This is a genomic window from Pseudomonas asplenii, assembly GCF_001293465.1.
GTDB lineage: Bacteria > Pseudomonadota > Gammaproteobacteria > Pseudomonadales > Pseudomonadaceae > Aquipseudomonas > Aquipseudomonas fuscovaginae_B.
The window spans coordinates 206,045-225,920 of record NZ_JSYZ01000001.1 but is presented as its reverse complement, the minus strand read 5'-3'; the positions used below and the strand labels follow the sequence as shown (position 1 = coordinate 225,920).

The window sequence follows — 19,876 nt, the reverse complement described above, 5'->3', positions numbered from 1 at the left end:
CGGGCTTCAGGCGAAGCCCGGCTCCTGCCTGTTGGCCTTTTGCGAGAACGCCGAGGCGGCAATACCCCATTGGCCGATCCAGTAGGCAATGATGATCAGGTAAGGCGCGGCGGCGAACTTGACCACGAAGCGGTCGATGCCGATCAGGCTGTCGGAGAAGGCGAACACCAGCGCGCCACCGGCAGCCAGTCGCGCCGAGCGTTGCGGCACGTCGCTACCCAGCCGTGCGAGGGCTCGCCAGAGCATGCAACTGATGGCAAGGGCATACACACTCACCGGCACCAGCAGGTTGCCCAGCCCCTTGGACATCAGCATGCCCAACAGCGCGGCGCCGATGAGCAGGGCCACGATCAGCTGGACCGGCGCCAGGCGCCGGCAGTCGCCGAGGTAGGCCTTGAGATAACACAGATGGGCGACCAGAAAGGCGCCCAGGCCGAACACGAACAGATCGCCCGGCCAGGCCAGCAGGATGTCGCCGAGCAGCGAGAACACCAGGCCCAGGGCCAGCCAGCGGCGATATTCGCCCCCCGGTGCGTCATGCAGCCAGCCGAGCAGGGCCAGCACCGGCAGGGGTTTGGTCAGCAGGCAGATCAATGGCGAGTCGATACTCAGCCCATACAGGAACGCGACGGCGCCCATCAGGGCGAGAATCAGCCAGGGCATGTCAGTTCACCACGATCGGGCAGTCGAAGCTCTGTACCGGCGGGACTTCCGGTTCCCAGGGCTGCTGGTAGGTCAGGCGCAGGCGACCGGTGCCGGTGGCGAAGGCCTGGAAGCGCCAGGTCGACTGGCCGGCGGCGCCGATCACATCGCTGTTTTCCGGGTTGTGGTAGACCTCCGGGCCAAGGCTTTTCAGCACGCCGCCGGCGGAATCCTGGATGGCCCAGCGATAGCCCGTGGTGGGGTTGCTCGGCAGGCTGAGGATCATGTTCTGCCCGTTCTTGAGCTGCATCGGACAGTCACGCTGGTTTTCCACGGTCACGTTCTGGCGCGGTTGCTGCGCACAGGCAGCGAGTAGCACAAGGCTTAACGGAAGCAACAGACGAGTCGGGGTCATAGTGTCTCCAATCATTACAGCGATGCTGGAGCATAACCCAAGATGCGGCCGATGCGCTGGGCGGGATCGAAGCTGTCCTGGCGGGTCGGGGCGCATGGGGGGACGAGGAGCGTCAAGGGAGGCATTCCCACGCGGAGTGTGGGAACGATCAGGGAGCGCTGAGGTATTGGCATTTTTGAGTGCTCCCACGCTCCAGCGTGGGGGCGCTCAGCGACCGCTCCCGTGACGCAATGGTCAGAAAAGCACTTTCGCCACATCGGCAAAACGCTTGGCGAAGTGCACGGTCATGCCTTCCTTGAGGTAGTCCGGCAGTTCCTCGAAGTGGCCGCGGTTGGCGTCCGGCAGGATCAGTTCATGGATCTTCTGCCGGCGTGCCGCGATCACCTTCTCGCGGACCCCACCAATGGGCAGCACATGCCCGGTCAGGGTCAGCTCGCCGGTCATGGCCACGCCCTTCTTCGGCGGCTGGTTGCGGGCCAGTGACAGCAGGGCGCTGGCCATGGTCACCCCGGCACTCGGACCGTCCTTGGGGGTGGCGCCTTCCGGTACGTGCAGGTGGACGAAGGCCTCGTCGAAGAATCGCGGGTCGCCGCCGAACTGCTTGAGGTGCGAACCGACATAGCTGTAGGCGATTTCCGCCGACTCCTTCATGACGTCACCCAACTGCCCGGTCAGCTTGAAGCCGCGGTTGAGGGTGTGGATGCGTGTGGCCTCGATCGGCAGGGTGGCGCCGCCCATGCTGGTCCAGGCCAGCCCGGTGATCACGCCGACGCCGCTGAGCACCTGCTCGTTGCGGAATACCGGCATGCCCAGCGAGGCTTCGAGGTCCTTGGGGCCGATCTTGATGACGCTGTCCGGTGCATCCAGCAGCTTGACCACCGCCTTGCGCACCAGCTTGCCCAACTGCTTCTCCAGCTGGCGCACGCCGGACTCGCGGGCATACCCGTCGATCACGGTGCGCAGGGCGCTGTCGCTGATCGACAGGCTGGTTTTCGCCACACCGGCCTTTTCCAACTGCTTGGGCCACAGGTGACGCTTGGCGATCGCCAGTTTTTCCTCGGTGATGTAGCCCGACAGGCGAATCACTTCCATGCGGTCCAGCAGCGGTCCGGGGATCGAGTCCAGGGTGTTGGCGGTGCAGACGAACAGCACTTTCGACAGGTCCAGGCGCAGGTCCAGGTAATGGTCGAGGAAGTCGACGTTCTGCTCGGGGTCGAGGGTCTCCAGCAGCGCCGAAGCCGGGTCGCCCTGGTAGCTCTGGCCCATCTTGTCGATCTCGTCGAGCATGATCACCGGGTTCATCACCTCGACGTCTTTCAGCGCCTGCACCAGCTTGCCCGGCTGGGCGCCGATGTAGGTGCGCCGATGCCCCTTGATTTCGGCCTCGTCGCGCATGCCGCCGACGCTGAAACGGTAGAACGGCCGGCCGAGGGATTCGGCGATGGACTTGCCGATGCTGGTTTTGCCCACGCCTGGCGGGCCCACCAGCAGCACGATCGAGCCGCTGATCTCGCCCTTGTAGGCGCCGACGGCGAGGAATTCGAGAATCCGCGCCTTGATGTCATCGAGGCCGGCGTGGTGCTGGTCCAGCACCTTGCGCGCGTGCTTGAGGTCGAGCTTGTCCTCGCCGTACACGCCCCAGGGTACCGCGGTGGCCCATTCCAGGTAGTTGCGGGTGACGGCGTATTCCGGCGAACCGGTCTCGAGGATCGCCAGCTTGCCCATTTCCTCGGTGATGCGCTTTTGCGCATGGGCCGGCAGGACCTTGCCTTCCAGGCGCTGCTCGAACTGCTCGATATCGGCGCTGCGGTCGTCCTTGGTCAGGCCCAGCTCCTGCTGGATGACCTTGAGCTGTTCCTTGAGGAAGAACTCGCGCTGGTGTTCGCCGATCTTGCGGTTCACCTCGGCGGAGATCTCTTTCTGCAGGCGGGCGACCTCGACTTCCTTGCGCAGCATCGGCAGCACTTTTTCCATGCGCTTGAGCATCGGCACGCAATCGAGCACTTCCTGCAGCTCATTGCCGGTGGCCGAGGTCAGGGCGGCGGCGAAGTCGGTCAGCGGCGATGGATCGTTGGGGCTGAAGCGGTTGAGGTAGTTCTTCAGCTCTTCGCTGTACAGCGGGTTGAGCGGCAGCAGTTCCTTGATCGCATTGATCAGGGCCATGCCGTAGGCCTTCACTTCGTCGGTCGGCTCGCTCGGCTGGTGCGGGTATTCGAGTTCCACCAGGTAGGGTGGACGGTGGTGCTTGAGCCAGGTGCGGATGCGCACGCGGGTCAGGCCCTGGGCCACGAACTGCAGCTTGCCGCTCTCGCGACTGGCGTGGTGGACCTTCACCAGGGTGCCGTACTCCGGCAGGCTCTTGGTGTCGAAGTGGCGGGTATCTTCGGTCGGGGTATCGACGAAGAACAGGGCCAGGGAATGGTGATCGGACTTGCTCACCAGTTCCAGGGTCTCGGCCCAGGGTTCTTCATTGACGATGACCGGCAGGACCTGTGCCGGGAAGAACGGGCGATTGTGGATCGGGATGATGTAGACCGTGTCCGGCAGGTTCTGCCCGGGCAGCGCCAGGCTGGTGCCGGATGATTCGCGATTGTCCTGGCCGGCGTCGTGACGATCTTCGGCGTTGGTCTGTTGGGTCGGGTGATCGGGGAATTCTTGCTGGTTGCTCATTGGGGCACCTGCACAGTTGAGTATGCAGGTTAGATGGGGCGAGCCGGTGGCGGTTTCAATGGTCCGCTGCTATAGCTTTGGTCAAACCGGCCGATAGCCCGGGCATGAACCTGTACATCTTTCATCTTCGTGTAGAGGTTTTAAGGGGCATGAGTCGTTCGTCGGCTGGCTCAAGATAGTGGCAAAACGCCTCATTTCTTGCGTGATCTTCTGCCCGAGCCTCGGTAATCTGCACTTGCTGATCCCTTTGCGCCAGGGCAGGCCATCTTTTTAATGAACCAGTGAGTAGTTGTTGTATGGCCCGCCCCATTTCATTGCCTGGATTGTTTCTGTGTGTTGCTGGATTGCTCGCCAGTGGCCCGAGCCATGCCGCCGGCCTGCAGGCCGATCTGGTCGACCAACAGGGCAAGCCGCTGGTGGGGGCGGTGCTGACCCTGCAGGGTGGCGCCGCACCTGCCGCCATCAGCCTGAAGGCCGACATGGACCAGCGTAACAAAGAGTACGTACCCCACGTGCTGGCGGTGCATACCGGGACCCAGGTCAAGTTTCCCAACAGCGACAATATCCGCCATCAGGTCTATTCCTTTTCGCAACCCAAGCGCTTTGAACTGCGCCTCTACGAGGGTACACCGTCGGATCCGGTGTTGTTCGACAAGCCGGGTGTGGTCGTGCTGGGCTGCAATATCCACGACTGGATGCTCGGCTACATCTACGTCACCGACGATCCCTGGTTCGCGACCAGCAACGACAACGGCCGGATCGCTTTCGACAAGCTGCCCGCCGGCCATTATCGCGTCACGCTCTGGCACCCGCAGGTCGCGGACATGCAGCCGCAGGCGGGCGGCGAAATCGATGTGCCGGCCACGGGGTTGAAGCAACGCTTCAGCCTGACGATTCAACCGCTGTCGTCGGATGCTCCGTCGGCGCCAGCATCGAGTGCCTTTGGTGATGCCTTCAATAAAGCTCTCAGTGAACCTGCGCAGTAGTTTTCAGGCGCGGATCGCCGTTGTACTGACCCTGCTGTTGCTGGTGGTGATCGGTGCCTTGTACTTCAGCGTCAAGGTGGCGACCAACGAAGCGGTGCAGCGCCAGGCGCGTGCGCAGCTGGAGGTCGGTACGCGGGTTTTCGAGCGTCTGCTGGACGTGCAGAGCCGGCGCCTGGGTGATGGCGTGCAACTGCTGGCGGCGGATTTCGGCTTTCGCGATGCGGTCTCCAGCGGCGACTCGGCGACCATCCGTTCGGTGCTGATCAACCACGGCAAGCGTATCAATGCCAACGACATGATCCTGTTGAGCATGGATGGCACGGTCATGGCCAGCACCCTGGCCGATACGCCCGACGGTACGCCATTCCGTTTCGACCAGGCACTGCGCGAGGCCCGGCGCAACCGGCAATCGGCCCTGATCGTGCCGCTGCAGGGCAAGCCGCACCTGCTGGTCGAGGCGCAGGTGCTGGCGCCGCTGCCGATCGCCCGGGTGGTGATGGGCTTTTCCATGGACAACGCCTTTGCCTCGCAACTGCGTTCGCTGACCAACCTCGAGGTGTCGTTCCTCAGCGTCGATCGGCAGCAGGTCGGCGAACTGGTCAGCACCCAGCCGGCAGCACTGGCACCGAGCATCACCCGGTTGATGCTCGAAGCGTCCGGTGGGCATGACACGCAGATGACCGAGCACCTCAGCCAGAACTTCCTCAGCCAGTCGCTGAGACTGGCCAGCACCAGCGACAACAATGACAGCCAGGTCATCGCCCTGTTGCAGAGCCCCCTGGATGTGGCGATGCAGGCCTTCGCGCCGCTGGACGAAAAGATCCTGCTGATCGCGCTGGTCGCGCTGCTGGCTTCGCTGGTCGGGGCCCTGCTGCTGGCGCGTAGCGTCTCGCAGCCGGTGCGTTCTCTGGCCCAGGCCGCCGAGCGCATCGGCAAGGGCGACTACGAGACGCCGGTCAGGTTGCGGCGCAGTGATGAACTGGGTCTGCTCGCCAGGATGTTCAATACCATGCAGGGTGCCATCGCCGAGCGCGAACAGCAGTTGGCACACAATGCCCTGCACGACCTGCTCACCGGCCTGCCCAACCGCGCACTGGCGATGGAGCGGCTGAGCAGCACGATAGACGCCGCCCGCCCGGTGGCGCTGGTCTACCTGGGTATCGACAACCTGCGTACCGTCAACGAGACCGGAGGACCCGGCGCGGTCGACCAGGTGTTGCAGAGCGTTGGCAAGCGCCTGAAGTCGGCCCTGCGCGCGGGCGACACGGTTGCCCACCTGATTGCCGGGGAATTTCTCCTGCTGCTGCAGGGCACCGGCAGCGAGGGCGCGGTGGCGGTTGCCGACCAGATCCAGCAATTGCTGCTCAAGCCCCAGCGGATCAACGATCACGACGTGGCGCTGGATTGCCGGATGGGGATTGCGGCGTTCCCGAACGATGGCCAGGAGGCGGAGGAACTGCTCGAGCGTGCCGCCATCGCCATGCAGGACGCCGCGCAGATGCCCGGCCGCCTGCAGATCTACGAAGAGGGCCGCGACCTGGCCCATCGCCGGCAGATCGCCCTGATCCGCGACTTGCGCCATGCCGCCGCCAACGGTGAACTGCTGCTGCACTACCAGCCCAAGCTGGATATCCGCCAGGGCCAGGTGCGCCAGGCCGAAGCCCTGCTGCGCTGGCAGCATCCGCAGTTCGGCATGGTGTCGCCGGGAGAATTCATCACCCTCGCCGAACGTACTGGCAGCATCCAGATCCTCACCCGCTGGGTGATCGAGGAGGGCATGCGCCAGCTCTCCGAGTGGAACCAGCGGGGCCTGCACCTGCAACTGTCCCTGAACATCTCCGCCGATGACTTGTTGATCGGCGACCTGCCCGACCGGGTTTCGGCGCTGCTCGAGGTGCATCGCCTGCCCGCCGAACAACTGATCTTCGAGATCACCGAAAGTGCGGTGATGCGCGAGCCGGAACAGGCCCTGCAGGTCCTGCAACGCCTGCGTGCCTGTGGCATCAGCCTGTCGGTGGACGATTTCGGTACCGGCTACTCTTCGCTGGCACACCTCAAGCGCCTGCCGGTGCAGGAGTTGAAGATCGACCAGTCCTTCGTCCGCAACCTGGACGAAACCAGCGAGGACGCGGTGATCGTGCGTTCGACCATTGAAATGAGCCACAACCTGGGCTTGAAGGTGGTGGCCGAAGGGGTGGAGTACGAACACAGCCTGCGCCTACTGGAGCGTTGGCATTGCGATACCGCCCAGGGTTACCTGATCAGTCGTCCGCTGAGTGCGGCGGCGTTCGAGGCCTGGGTCGCAAAACCCTTGAATTCACCCTCTGCCATGGTCCACTGACTGCTATGAAACGTCGTTATTCCCTGTTGTGCCTGCTGGGCCTGCTGGGCCTGGGAATCAATGCCGCCGAGGCCGATAACGGCCGCCTGATCGCCACAGGCGGTGCCAGCAGCCTGGAGGGCGCGGCGGGCGGAGGCATCACGCCGTGGGCGGTGCTGACCGGCTATGGCGAAAAGAACGAATGGGGCGCCACCGCGTTCGCCACCACCGTCAACGTCCCGGACTATCGGCTCGACGTAGTCGGGCTGGCAGCCTCCTATGACAACCGCGTGGAGCTGTCCCTGGCCCGTCAGCGCTTCGACCTGGGCTCGCTGGTGCACAAGCTCAACCTGCCGGAAGATCATCTCGGCCAGGATATCGTCGGGCTCAAGGTCCGGCTGTTCGGCGACCTGATCTACGACACCCTGCCGCAGGTGTCCCTGGGCCTGGAGTACAAGCACCAGACCAACTTCGACATTCCCGAACTGGTCGGCGCCAAGCGTGACCAGGACGTCGAGGGCTACCTGGCCGCCAGCCGGCTGTTCATCGGCGCGGCCTTCGGCTACAACCTGCTGGTCAACGGCGGTGTACGCTACAGCCGGGCCAATGAGCTGGGGCTGATGGGCTTCGGCGGCGATCGTCGCGATACCCGCAGCGTGCTCAAGGAAGGCTCCGTGGCGGTACTGTTCAACCCGCGCTGGGCCGTGGGCGTGGAGTACCGGGAAAAGCCGGACAACCTGTCCTTCGCTGGTGAAAGCGACTGGGCCGACGTATTCATCGGCTATTTCCCCAACAAACACCTGTCCTTCGTCCTGGCCTACGCCCGGCTGGGAGAAATCGCCACACTGGATAACCAGAACGGCACTTATCTGTCCGTACAGGGGAGTTTCTGATGCGGGGTTTGAAACTGCTGCTGGTTGCTGTCCTGCTGGCCGGTTGTGCCCAGCAGCCGCCCAGGGATGACAGCCTCTACCGCGACCTCGGCGAGCGTGCCGGGATCACCCGGATCGTCGAGGGCATGCTGCTGAAGATCGCCCACGACCCGCGGATTGCCGAGCGCTTCCGCAAGATCGACATCGTGCGCCTGCGCAACAAGCTGGTCGAACAGTTCTGCGTCGAGGCGGGCGGGCCCTGTGTCTACACCGGCGATACCATGGCCGAGAGCCACAAGGGCCAGAATGTCAGCCGCAGCGATTTCAATGCGCTGGTCGAGGACCTGATCGCGGCGATGGATGAGCAGGGGATACCGGTGCGGGTACAGAACCGCCTGATCGCCCGGCTGGCGCCGATGCGCGGCGAGGTGATCGAACACTAGGTGTCACGGAAGAAAGGCGGCCCTTGAGAGGCCGCCTTTTTCATGTCTGCCGCACGTTACTCGGACAGCTTGTACGCCAGCACGTAATCACCCTGGCGGGTGCCCAGCGAGCCATGCCCGCCGGCCATCACCAGTACGTACTGCTTGCCGTCCTTGCCGGTGTAGGTCATCGGCGTGGTCTGGGCGCCCGCTGGCAGGCGGCCTTCCCACAGTTGCTTGCCGTTCTTCACATCGTAGGCGCGCAGGTACTGGTCCAGGGTACCGCTGAGGAAGGCCACGCCACCGGCGGTGGTGAAGGTCCCGCCCAGGCTCGGCACGCCCATGCTCAGGGGGATCGGCACCGGCGAGCTGTCACGCACGGTACCGTTCTTGTGCATCCAGAGCGTCTTGTGGGTGGTCAGGTCGACCGCCGCCACATAACCCCAGGCCGGTGCCTGGCAGGGCAGGCCCATTGGCGACAGCAGGGCTTCGAGGATCACCCCGTATGGCGCGCCCTTGTTCGGCTGCACGCCTTCGGTTTCGCTCTTGCGGGGGCCCTGCGAGGCGATCTCCGCCGCCGGAATCAGCTTGGAGCGGAAGGCCATGTAGCTCGGGTTGACGAAGGCGATCTGGCGCACCGGGTCGACCGAAATGCCGCCCCAGTCGAACACGCCGAAGTTGCCCGGGTAGACGATCGAGCCCTGCAGCGATGGCGGGGTGAACGGGCCCTCGTAGCGCAGCGACTTGAAGTCGATCCGGCAGAGCATCTGGTCGAACGGTGTCACGCCCCACATGTCGCGCTCTTTCAGGGGCGGCGGCATGAAGTTGAGGTCGGACTTGGGCTGGGTCGGCGAGGTGTGGTCGCCGGCGACCGCGCCCTGTGGTACCGGGATCTCGTTGATCGGCACGATCGGCTGGCCATTGCTGCGGTCGAGCACGTAGATGCTGCCCTGCTTGGTCGAAGCCAGCACGGCCTGCTTGACGCCGTCGGCGGTCTTGAGGTCCATCAGGGTCGGCTGGCCGCCGACGTCCATGTCCCACAGGTCGTGGTGGGTGAACTGGTAGGTCCAGCGCACATGTCCGGTGTCGATATCCAGCGCGGTCAGGCCGGCGGCGTATTTCTCCGAATCGGGGGTGCGGGCGCCACCGAACTGATCCGGTGTCTGGTTGCCCATCGGCAGGTAGAGCATGCCGAGTTTTTCATCGACGGCGAACATCGACCACATGTTCGGCGAGTTGCGGGTGTAGGTCTTGCCCGGGGCGATCGGGGTGGTGTCGTCCGGGTTGCCGCTGTCCCAGTTCCACACCAGCTTGCCGGTGCGCACGTCGAAGGCGCGGATCACGCCGCTGGGTTCGTCGGTGGAGACGTTGTCGGTGACGTGGCCGCCGATCACCACCAGGTTGCGGGTGACCGCCGGCGGCGAGGTGGAGTAGTAGCCACCGGGGGCGAAGGTGCCGATGTTGGCGCCGAGGTCGATCTGGCCCTTGTCGCCGAAGTCTTCGCACATCTTGCCGGTGTCGGCGTTCAGGGCGATCAGGCGGGTATCGGCGGTGGGCAGGAAGATCCGCCGTGGGCACTGGTTTTCCTGGCCGGTGGCGACCAGGCGGCCGCTTGGCGCGTTGTCGGCCGCCAGCGACGCGGTGGCGGACGCGTCGGTTGTGGACGGCGCGGTATTGGCGATGTAGGCGTTTTCATCGTGATAGGCCACGCCACGGCAGGTCATGTGGGCCCAGCCCTTGAAGTTCGCCGCCTTCTGCGTGGAAAGTTTCGGATCGAAGCGCCAGATTTCCTTGCCGGTATCCGGGTCGAGGGCGATCACCTGGCTGTGGGGCGTGCACACGTAGAGCATGCCGTTGACCTTCAGCGGGGTGTTTTCCGCCGTGGTTTCGCCGGGATCGTTCGGCCCGGGAATGTCGCCGGTGCGGAAGGTCCAGGCCGGTACCAGCTTGTGCGCGTTCTGCGGGGTGATCTGCGCCAGCGGCGAGTAGCGATCGCCATGGGCGCTGCGGCCATAGGAATCCCAGTCGCCATCGGCCGTGGCCGGTGCGGTGTTGCTCATGCCAGGGACGCTGTCGCGATCGAGCTGGCCCTTGATTTCACCCGGGTTGGTGAATTGGCTGGCGACGGCGGTGGCGCCGGCCAGCACCACGGCCACGCCCAGCGCGCCGGTACCCATCGGTGCGGCACCGCTGTGCAGCAATGGCTGGCGGAACCACGGCAGCAGCATGACAATCCCCAGGGCGAACAGCAGGGCCAGGCGCGGCACCAGTTGCCACCAGTCCAGGCCGACTTCCCACAGGGCCCACAGGGTACTGGCGAACAGCACCAGGGCGTAGAGGCCCAGGGCTGCCCGGCGGGCGGCCAGCAACAGGCCGCCGGTCAACAACAGGCCGATGCCGGCCAGCAGGTAGTACAGCGAGCCACCCAGCAGGCTCAGCCTGATCCCGCCGGCCAGCAGGGCGAGGCCCATCAACAGCAGCACGATACCGAGCAGGCTCGGTAGCAGGCGGCCTCGATTCGAAGCACGGTCAGTGCTCATGGTTTGGTTTCTCCGTGACGTTGAAGGTATCCCGCGCTGTAATCACTGTAGATGACGATTCGGCGGGGACTTCGTTCAGATAAATTGCCCGAGGGACTTCCACGCGGGAGCCGCAACAGGCAGGCGCTGCTTGCGGGACGGGAAGTCGAGGGGGGAACCGGAGCGTTTTCAGCAGCGAACTTTGCTGATTAAACGATTCAGGTGTTAGCGCACAAAGGATAAACCCATGTCTATCGCGGAAACAGGGGGTTCCCTGACATGGATCATTTCAGATTCGGTAACAGTCTTCGGGTGGGTGGTGGTGAGCAGGCCGGCCTGCTCACCACGGTCTTGCCTGGGTGAATGTCAGAAGGTGGTACGCAGGCCGACCTCGATGCTGCGGCCCGGCGCCGGCGCGATATCACGCAGGATCGAGCTGGCATAACGCACGGTCTGGTTGGTCAGGTTTTCGCCCTTGACGAACGCCAGCCACTGGCTGCTGCCGATATCGAAGTGGTAGCCGGCACTGGCGCCGAAGGTGGTGTAGGCCGAACTGCCGGACTCGTTGGACGGCACCCGTCCCTGGCCCGCCGCATGCTCCACATCGATCCGCGCCTGCCAGCGATCCAGCTCCCACAGCAGGCCGCTGTTCAGGCGTAGCGGCGCGATCCGCGGCAGGGCCTCGCCGGTATCGAGGTTGGTGGCGCGGGTGTAGTCGCCGGACAGTTCGAGGGCGAACTTGCCGTAGGCGCCTTCACCCAGTTTCCAGCGATCCTGGGCCTCGAACCCGGCGAAGCGGGCCCGTACGCCGGAATAGCGGTATTCGGGGATGCCAGCGGCGTCTTCCTCGCCGTCGTCGTTGAGGGTACGACCACTGCCGAGCAGGCCGATGTAGTTGGAGAAGTGGCTGTAGAACACACCGAAGCTGCCCTTGTGGGTGCCGTTGTCGAAACGCAGGGCCAGGTCGCTGGATACGGCCTTTTCCTTCGACAGGTCGGGGTTGCCGACTTCATAGGTGCCGGTGGCGACGTGGGCACCGTTGGCATACAGCTCGTAGAAGGTTGGCGCGCGCTCGGTGTAGCCCAGGGTCGCGGCCAGCGCCCAGACCGGCGTCAACTGGTAGACCGCGCCGGAGGACAGGCTGCCGGCGGTGAAGCTGTTGCTCCGCTCGGCATTGGCAAAACGCTCGTTGCCCTTGGCATCCGGGTCGATACGCGTGTGTTCCAGGCGGCCGCCGAGGCTGAAGGTCAGACGCTCGCTGGCCTTGAGCTCTTCCAGCAGGAACAGCGCGCCGGCGTCGGTGTCGGTTTGCGGAACGAAGGCTTCCTCGCCCAGTGCGGAAAATTCGTTGCGACTGACCTGGGCCCCGACCACTCCGTTGAACGGGCCGACCGGCAGGTGGCGGGCCTCGACCCGGGCCTCGTAGCCCTTGTTCCTGAAAATCGTGCCGGTTTCGCCCCCCTCGATTTCCCGATGCTCGTAGTCGGTGTAGCCGGCATCGAGTTTCACCGAACTGAACGGCCCCTCGAGGTTGCGGATTTCCGAGGCGAAGGCGTAGTGGTCCTGCTTCATGCGGATGCGCACATCCTGCTCGGCCGGTGAGCCGTAGTTGCTGTCGTAATTGCTGTAGGACAGCCCGGCGTAACCATTATCCCAGTGGTAGGAGCCGCCCACGGCACCGCCATCCTGGCGACCGTCGCTATTGCCCAGGCGGCCCTTGCGTCCGTCGCCGTCCTCGCTGGCCGGTGCATTGCGGCTACGGGCGTAGCCGGGAATCCGCAGGTCGTTGAACTCGCGGGCGTTGGCGTCCAGGTGCAGGGCGAAGGTGCCGTCGCCGGCTTCCAGCTTGCCGGCGCTGCTGCGGGTGGTGTCGGCGCCGCCGTAGCGCAGTTCGCCGGCACCGTGGATGCCGTCGATGGGGCTGGTGGGAATGCGGTTGTCGAAGGTGTTGACCACCCCGCCGATGGCACTGCCGCCATAGAGCAGCGCCGCCGGGCCACGGACGATCTCGATCCGTTCGACGTTGACCGGATCCAGCGGTACCGCGTGGTCATAGGACAGCGCCGAGGCATCCAGCGCGCCGACGCCGTTGCGCAGCAGGCGGATGCGATCGCCGTCCTGGCCACGAATGATCGGTCGGCTGGCGCCCGGGCCGAAGTAGGACGACGACACCCCGGGTTGCCTGTTCAGGGTTTCACCGAGGCTGCCCTGTTGCTGCAGGGTCAGGTCGTCGCCTTCGAGCACGGTGCTGGGGGCGGCGGGCTGTTCGCTGCCCAGGGGGTTGGCGGTGATGACCTGGGGTTGCAGCTCCAGGGCGTGGGCCGGGCCCGCGATCAGCAAGGCGGCGGCCAGCGGAGTCAGTCGGGTACGCAGGGGGGAGGAGAGGGACATCGATGTTTCCTTGGCAAGCGCGATGCGAAGCGCATCGGTGAGTCGAAAGAGCAGGCGGATGACGGAGGGGGTGTCCGACGAATGGTTATGATTTGTTATAACGTAACACAGTTTTTCGATTTTAAAACACTGCCCCTGCAACGTATCTCGACGCGGCTAGACTCAAGTAAGGGCCATTGCGCCATCTGCTATCGGTGGCTCTTCCCCCTGGCGAAGGGCTCGGCTAAGGTGCGCGCCTTGTTCCATTTCCTCATCGAAGGTTCGGCATGACCGAAACATCCAACAATCCGCTGCATGGGGTGACCCTGGAGCAGATCCTCAATGCCCTGGTGGCCCATTACGAGTGGCAGGGCCTGGCCGAGCGCATCGATATCCGTTGCTTCAAGAGCGACCCGAGCATCAAGTCGAGCCTGACTTTTCTGCGCAGGACGCCGTGGGCGCGGGAGAAGGTCGAGCGGCTGTACGTGAAGTTGATGCGCACCCGACGCTGAGGTCCTGCCGTGGAGTCGAAGCGCGTGTCCGGCCAGCCGCCGCTGCGCCGCATCCGCTCGCGCGCCGTGCTGCTGGCCGCGGCGGTGCTGGGCTGGAGCGGCCTGGGCATCCAGATGTACCTGATCCTGATCTCGCGCTGGCAGGCCGGGGCGAGCCTGCTCGGCGGGTTGATCACCTTCTTCAGTTTCTTCACCGTGCTGACCAACACCCTGGTGGCGGTGGTGCTGACCTGTGAAGTGACGTCCCGCGATTCGTGGGGCCGGCGCTTTTTCCTCAAACCGTCGGTGCGCACGGCGATCGTCGCCAATATCGTCGTGGTGGGGCTGGCCTACAGCCTGTTGCTGCGCTCGTTGTGGCATCCCCAGGGCTTTCAGTGGCTGGCGGATGAACTGCTGCACGACGTGATGCCGGCGCTGTTCGTGGTCTATTGGTGGGTGTGTGTGCCCAAGGGCCGCTTGCGCTTCCCGCAGGTGTTGTCGTGGCTGGCCTATCCGCTGGTGTATTTCGCTTATGTGCTGCTGCGCGGGCACCTGATCGGCGCGTATCCGTATCCCTTCGTCGATGTTGACCGGCTGGGTTATCCCCAGGTGTTCGTCAACGCCGGGCAGATACTGTTGGGCTTCGTGCTGGTCTCGCTGCTGCTGATCGGCATGGATCGTTGGGGTGGCAGGCGGCGGACTTGAGGCTTGCAGTGAGTGGGGCGGCCCACCCACTGCCGAGGCCGGAGATTACTCTTCGGCGCTACCGTCCAGGCGCCAGTAGCCAGCGGCCTTGACGAACGCCTCATCCAGCCCGTGGATGTCGAGCAATACCCGGCGCACCTTGCGCGACAGCCCGGCCTCGGTGGCGACCCAGGCGTAGAGGCTGCCGCTTGGCGGGGTCAGTTGCTCGACGGTTTGCAGCAGACCCTGTCCTGGCGCGTCGCGTCGCACCCAGATCACTTCGACCTGTGCCTGGCTGTGCAGGGGCTGCTGTTCAGCCGCGTTCTCCACCTCGACCACCACCAGCGCGCGGCGGTTGGCCGCCAGGCCCTCCAGGCGCCGGGCGATGGCCGGCAGGGCGGTTTCGTCGCCGATCAACAGGTAGCTGTCGAAGATATCCGGGACCACCAGCGAACCCCGTGGCCCGCCGATATGCAGGAACTGGCCGGGTGTGGCCTGTTCCGCCCAGGTCGAGGCGGGGCCGTCGCCATGCAGGACGAAGTCGATATCCAGTTCACCCCGCTCTAGGTCATAGCGACGCGGCGTGTAGTCACGCATGGCCGGCAGCGGGCCGTTGTCCTTGGCGCCAATCACCAGGGTTTCCAGCGCAGCCTGTTCGGCGGCGGTCTGCGGGAAGAACAGTTTGACGTGGTCGTCCGTGCCCAGGCTGATGAAACCCGCCAGTTCCGGGCCGCCGAGGGTGATGCGGCGCATGCGCGGCGTCAGGTCCCGCACCCGCAGCACTTGCAGGCGGCGGCGCCTGATCTCGTGCATGACCCGATGAATGCCTTGGCGATTGACTTCGTTCATTGCGCTTGCTCCGAATGGGACTGGGCGGACACGGGACCATCGACGATGGCCTTGGCGGTGTTGTTCAGCAGGTCGCGGACCCGCAGGATTTCCTCCGGGCTCCAGCGTCCGTGATGCAGTTGCAGTGCGTGGCGCAGGTTATGCACCGCCTCGTGGATTTCCGGCGGCCGGTCGTGACCGCGCAGGGAGCGCTTGCTGACATCGATGCGGGTGCGCACGCCGTCCAGGGCCACAGCCTGTTCGCGCAGGAACTGGCGACCGTTGTCGGTCACGCTGTAGCGCTTTTTCCCAGCCTCGGCGTCGCCGCTGATCAGATCGCTTTCCTCAAGGAAGGTCAGGGTCGGGTAGATGACCCCCGGGCTCGGGCTGTAGGCACCGTCGAACATGCCTTCGATCTGGCGGATCAGGTCGTAGCCATGGCAGGGCTGTTCGGCGACCAGGGCCAGCAACAGCAGTTTCAGGTCGCCCGGGGCGAACACCCGCGGGCCGCGGCCGCCGCGTTCACGGCCGGGGCGGCGTTCGAAGCCGTCGTGGCCATCGCCGAATTCGCGGTGGTGGGGAGGGTGGTGATGCTCTCTCATTTTCTCTTTCTCCTCTGTTCTTAAGATATACCGTAAGATATATCTTATTCCTAAGGCAAGAAAAACCGACGAACGTGCTGATGGGCGAGAGGGACGTTGGGAACGGAGAGACAGGCACTGGAGGTTTCGCGGCGCGGAGGGATGTGGTGTTTTCGCTGGTTTGCCTGGGATGCTTCCTACGTGAAACTGCGAAAAGCACTCTGAGCAAGCCTGGGACCGCTCCGTACCATGCCGCCAGGTTTCGAAAAGGCGGTGTTTATCATGTCCAGGTTAGTGTCAGGGGTGCTGTCGCTGGGGGTCCTGCTGGGCTCCTGGTCAGCCCATGCGAACCTCAAGTCGACACAGAACGCCCCGGCCAGGGTTGCCGAGGTGAAGGCGCAATCTTCCATCGACAATGTCATCGATCGTGCCCATCAGTTGATCGGCACGCCCTACCGTTGGGGCGGCATGTCGGTGAAGGGCTTCGATTGCAGCGGGCTGCTGGTCTATCTGTTCCAGAACGAGGCCGACATCAAGCTGCCGCGGACCACGGTGGGCATGCGCCGTTCCAGCGCCAGGACTATCCAGCGTGGCAGCCTGAAGCCGGGTGATGCGGTGTTCTTCAACCGCAATGGCCAGGGCAATGTGAGCCATGTCGGGCTGTATGTGGGCGAGGGCAAATTCATTCACTCCCCGCGCAGCGGCAAGAGCGTGCGCATCGACTCGCTGAACAATGCCTACTGGAAGAAGAGTTATACCCTGGCCAAGCGCTTTCACAGCAGCCCCTGATGGGGGGCTGACGTAAATTCCCCACCCTACAGGTGCGCCACAGCCTGCGGCTTGCACAGGGTGCTGCTGTCCGGCTGCAGGTAGTCGGTCAGAATCGGCGCCATCCCCTTGAGCACCTGCACCGGCAACGCCGAGGTGAACTTGAAGTTCTCCGCCGAGCGTCCGGGCACGAAGGCGGTCAAGGTGCCGAAGTGGTGGGCACCGATGTAGAAGACGAACGTCGCGGTGCGGTTGATCGACTTCGAACTCAGCACCCGCCCACCCGCGCCGATGCTTTCTATCCGGTTGTCCCCGGTGCCGGTCTTGCCTCCCATGGCCAGCGGCGTGCCGTCGGGCAGTTTGAAGCTGCCCGACACCCGCCGCGCTGTCCCTGCGTCCACCACCTGCGACAAGGCTTCGCGCAACGCCGTAGCGACCTCGGAGGGCATGACTCGCTTGCCCTTGCCCGGGTCGTTGGTCACTCGGGTTTCATACGGCGTATGGGCGGCGAAGTGCAGGCTGTCGATGCGCAAGGTGGGCAGGCGTACGCCGTCGTTGAGGATGATGCCGATCAGTTCGGCCAGCGCCGCCGGCCGGTCGCCGGAACTGCCGATGGCCGTGGCCAGTGACGGCACCAGGTGGTCGAACGGATAACCCACCTGCTGCCAGCGCCGATGGATATCGAGGAACGCCTCGATCTCGACCATGACCCGGATACGACTGTCGCGGGCACTCTTGTGCCTGCTCTTGAACAGCCAGCCATAGACTTCCTGGCGTTCGAACTCACTGGCGGCCACCGCCTGGCTGAACCTGGCCTGCGGGTTCTTCAGCAGGTAACCGAGCAGCCACAGATCGAGCGGGTGGACCTTGGCGATATAGCCCTGGTCCGGCAGGTCGTAGGCGCCGGGGCCGTAGCTCTTGTAGAGCTTGGCGAGGCGTTCGTCGCTGACCTTCTCGGTCTTCAGGTGGGCCCGCACGAAGGTATCGAAGGTTTTCTGCGGCGCCTCCGGCAGCAGGTAGCGGTGCACCGCCGCCAGGCGGATCGGCGTCGGGTGCATGCTGTCGAGAAAGGTTTCCAGGCGTTCCTGGGAGTCCTTGTTCCGATACTTTTTCCAGAATCGCAGCATGAACGCCGTGCCTTCGCGGTCGGCGAAGCGGGCCAGGTATTCCTGGCGGCGCGGGTTGTCATCGTCCTTGAGCAGTTCGGCGCTGTTGTTCGGGCCCTGGTAGGTGCTGTAGCGCACCAGGTCGCGCATGAGGCGGATGAACGGCAGGTTGATCGACTCGCGCAGGGCTTCGAGCAGGGTCGGGTTGCGGCCGTTGTCCTCGTTGCGGAAGTTGTGGAAGCGATGCAGGCCGCCGCCGGTGAAGAAGCTTTCGCCGGGGCTTGCCGAGTACTGTCGGTTCAGCGCCGCATCGAGCATGGCGGGCAGGTTGCGGTCGCTGTTCTGGGCCAGGTAGTCCAGGGCCCAGCGGGTGATCCGGTCCTGGTCGTCGACTTCGACCTTTTTCAGTTGCGCCGGCGATTGATCGCCATAGCGATCATGCAGCTCGGCAATGATCTGCAGGTAGGTGGTCAGCACCCGCAGCTTGGCGGTGGAGCCCAGTTCCAGCTTGCTGCCTTCGTTGATGTCGAAGGGCTGGTCGGTGCTGTCGGTCTGCACCCGCACCCGATAGCTGTCCGGCGTCAGTTCGAACAGGGTGAAGCTGTAGCGCACCTGCTGGGTACTGGTGGCGGTGAGCAGCCGATCGCCGAGCAGGCCGATGGACTGGGCGAACTGCGGATTCGCCAGCTTGCGGAGGTAATCGCTGACCTGGCCCTGCAACTGCGCCTGCAGGGTGCTGGTGGCCGACAGGTCGAGGCGGTCAAGGTCGTAGAGCGGGCGGTCGAGCATCGCCGCCAGGCGGCTGCGGGCGACGCTGATACCCTTGTTCGATTCGATCGGCTGTATCGTCGGTTCCTGCACCCAGTCGCGGTAGCTGACCTTGCTCGCCAGGGCCGCGGCGGCCAGCGGTGCGTCGATGACGCCGTTCTGGGCCAGCAGGCGCAGGTGGCTGTCGGTCAGCTCGGCCAGCTCATCGCGGCCCCGGGCCAGGTAGTGCGAGGGGCGACGCTGGGCGATCATCAGCGAGAGCACTTCGCGCAGCGCCAGACCGCGTCTGGCCAGGCTCTGCGGGTCGCTGGCGGTACTGCTCAACCGGGCGTTGACGTCGTTGAAGTCGGCGCCGTACCAGACCCGCAGGCCCTCGGCCAGGCCATGCACCTCGCCGTGCCCCGGCACGGCCGACAAGGGCACGCTGTTGAGGTAGTCGCGGACCACGTTCTGCCGCACTTCCAGGGTCTGCGGGCCGCCCTGGTAGGCGCGCACGCTGGCGGAAATCATCTGGCGGATCTTCTCGCCGCCGGACAGGGTCAGGCCATCGGGCGAGTGTCGATACTTCTCCAGTTGCGTCGCCAGGGTACTGCCGCCGGCGCTTTGCCCGCCGATATGCAGAACCTTGCCGATCTGCGACAGCACCGCCTTGCCGAAACGCGGCCAGTCGACGGCGGGGTTGGCCTGGGGCTGGCCGGGGTCGAGCAGGTCGCGGTTCTCGATGAACAGCAGGCTGTTGACCACCAGTGGCGGAATCGCCGCGAAACTCCCGTACAACTGCTGCGGGTAGTTGTACTGGTAGAGCCCGGCGCCGCGGCAGTCGGTGATCGACAGGCCGGCCTGGATCTTTTCCGCATAGGGTACGAAGAAGCCGGCCTTGCCGTAGTCGAGCAGGGCGGGGGAGAAGCGCGCCTGTGCCTCGATCAGGTAGCCGCGTTTGGCCAGCCGGCCGAGAAACGTGCCCAGGTCGCTGTAGCCCAGGCGTTTGTCGAAGGGGCCCTCGCCGGGATAGAGCATCGAGTCGCTGGGGCCGTTGGCCATGGCGTAGTCGAGATTGCCGGCAAAGCGGCTGATTTCCCGGGCCTGGATCCTGGAGGTGCGCATTTCCCTGGAGGCGGCGACGCCGAGCAGGATCATCGCGAGCAGCACCACCAGCCAGAACAGGCGCCACCAGAGGCGCCGCTTGTGGGGTTTTTTCGGTACGGGCGCTTCATCCGGACTGTCGGTTGCTGGCACAGTCCTGGTCGAATCGGAATCCCACAGAGCGCCCATAGTCGATTCATCCATACGCAGATTGATCGCACTTGCCTGAAGCTTAGACGCTGGTAAAGGGCTGCGAAAATTTTGTTAATGCAGTCAGTTATTTCCTGCATACGCTGACTTTTCGTGACAATCATGCCGGGAAGACGACGCCTGCCATGGTTTTTGTCGAGG

The 19,876-nt window shown here is 64.6% G+C and carries 15 protein-coding genes; 7 read left to right on the top strand and 8 right to left on the bottom strand.

The window, feature by feature from the left end:
• Positions 1 to 6: 6 nt before the first annotated feature.
• From PF66_RS01060 to lon, 3 genes are all read right to left on the bottom strand, one after another.
• Positions 7 to 663 carry a lysoplasmalogenase gene (locus PF66_RS01060; protein WP_054057420.1) on the bottom strand — a complete coding sequence of 219 codons (657 nt, stop codon included), beginning with the start codon at positions 661 to 663 and terminating at the stop codon, positions 7 to 9.
• A 1-nt stretch (position 664) separates the two neighbouring features.
• Positions 665 to 1,057, bottom strand: a complete 393-nt coding sequence (locus PF66_RS01055; protein WP_054057421.1) for a protease inhibitor I42 family protein — start codon at positions 1,055 to 1,057, stop codon at positions 665 to 667.
• Between the two features lie 234 nt (positions 1,058 to 1,291).
• Positions 1,292 to 3,727 carry an endopeptidase La gene (gene lon / locus PF66_RS01050; protein WP_054057422.1) on the bottom strand — a complete coding sequence of 812 codons (2,436 nt, stop codon included), beginning with the start codon at positions 3,725 to 3,727 and terminating at the stop codon, positions 1,292 to 1,294.
• 296 nt (positions 3,728 to 4,023) lie between these two features.
• Between lon and PF66_RS01045 the strand changes: the two genes are divergently transcribed.
• The 4 genes from PF66_RS01045 to PF66_RS01030 are packed head-to-tail and all read left to right on the top strand — an operon-like array spanning position 4,024 to position 8,348.
• The gene (locus tag PF66_RS01045) at positions 4,024 to 4,713 is read left to right on the top strand and encodes a methylamine utilization protein (RefSeq protein ID WP_054057423.1); all 690 of its coding nucleotides are present in this window, start codon (positions 4,024 to 4,026) and stop codon (positions 4,711 to 4,713) included.
• The gene (locus tag PF66_RS01040) at positions 4,697 to 7,054 is read left to right on the top strand and encodes a putative bifunctional diguanylate cyclase/phosphodiesterase (RefSeq protein WP_054057424.1); all 2,358 of its coding nucleotides are present in this window, start codon (positions 4,697 to 4,699) and stop codon (positions 7,052 to 7,054) included. Before PF66_RS01045 ends, PF66_RS01040 begins: the two co-directional genes overlap by 17 nt.
• Before the next feature lie 5 nt (positions 7,055 to 7,059).
• Entirely contained in the window at positions 7,060 to 7,926 is an 867-nt protein-coding gene (locus tag PF66_RS01035; RefSeq protein WP_054057425.1) for a DUF3034 family protein, read from the top strand.
• Entirely contained in the window at positions 7,926 to 8,348 is a 423-nt protein-coding gene (locus PF66_RS01030) for a group I truncated hemoglobin (RefSeq protein ID WP_054061688.1), read from the top strand. The genes PF66_RS01035 and PF66_RS01030 overlap by 1 nt, the downstream gene beginning before the upstream one ends.
• 56 nt (positions 8,349 to 8,404) lie before the next feature.
• Here PF66_RS01030 and PF66_RS01025 read toward each other — a convergent pair whose 3' ends face one another.
• Positions 8,405 to 10,798, bottom strand: a complete 2,394-nt coding sequence (locus PF66_RS01025) for a glucose/quinate/shikimate family membrane-bound PQQ-dependent dehydrogenase (RefSeq protein ID WP_425357880.1) — start codon at positions 10,796 to 10,798, stop codon at positions 8,405 to 8,407.
• 414 nt (positions 10,799 to 11,212) lie between these two features.
• Entirely contained in the window at positions 11,213 to 13,237 is a 2,025-nt protein-coding gene (locus PF66_RS01020) for a TonB-dependent receptor (RefSeq protein ID WP_054061686.1), read from the bottom strand.
• 266 nt (positions 13,238 to 13,503) lie between these two features.
• Here PF66_RS01020 and PF66_RS01010 point away from each other — a divergent pair, with 266 nt between their 5' ends.
• Entirely contained in the window at positions 13,504 to 13,728 is a 225-nt protein-coding gene (locus PF66_RS01010) for a VF530 family DNA-binding protein (RefSeq protein ID WP_054057429.1), read from the top strand.
• 9 nt (positions 13,729 to 13,737) lie between these two features.
• A complete protein-coding gene (locus tag PF66_RS01005; protein WP_054057430.1) occupies positions 13,738 to 14,412 on the top strand; it encodes a Pr6Pr family membrane protein in 675 nt (224 codons plus the stop codon).
• A 45-nt stretch (positions 14,413 to 14,457) separates the two neighbouring features.
• Here PF66_RS01005 and PF66_RS01000 read toward each other — a convergent pair whose 3' ends face one another.
• Positions 14,458 to 15,240 (bottom strand): siderophore-interacting protein, encoded by a 783-nt coding sequence (locus PF66_RS01000; protein ID WP_054057431.1) that lies wholly within the window; start codon positions 15,238 to 15,240, stop codon positions 14,458 to 14,460.
• Positions 15,237 to 15,821, bottom strand: a complete 585-nt coding sequence (locus PF66_RS00995; RefSeq protein WP_054057432.1) for a PadR family transcriptional regulator — start codon at positions 15,819 to 15,821, stop codon at positions 15,237 to 15,239. Before PF66_RS00995 ends, PF66_RS01000 begins: the two co-directional genes overlap by 4 nt.
• 261 nt (positions 15,822 to 16,082) lie before the next feature.
• On the opposite strand from PF66_RS00995, the gene PF66_RS00990 reads away from it, so the two are divergent.
• Positions 16,083 to 16,589, top strand: a complete 507-nt coding sequence (locus tag PF66_RS00990; protein WP_054057493.1) for a C40 family peptidase — start codon at positions 16,083 to 16,085, stop codon at positions 16,587 to 16,589.
• A 26-nt stretch (positions 16,590 to 16,615) separates the two neighbouring features.
• Here PF66_RS00990 and PF66_RS00985 read toward each other — a convergent pair whose 3' ends face one another.
• Positions 16,616 to 19,714, bottom strand: coding sequence for a transglycosylase domain-containing protein (locus tag PF66_RS00985; protein WP_054061684.1), 3,099 nt, complete (start codon positions 19,712 to 19,714; stop codon positions 16,616 to 16,618).
• Between the last annotated feature and the right edge of the window lie 162 nt (positions 19,715 to 19,876).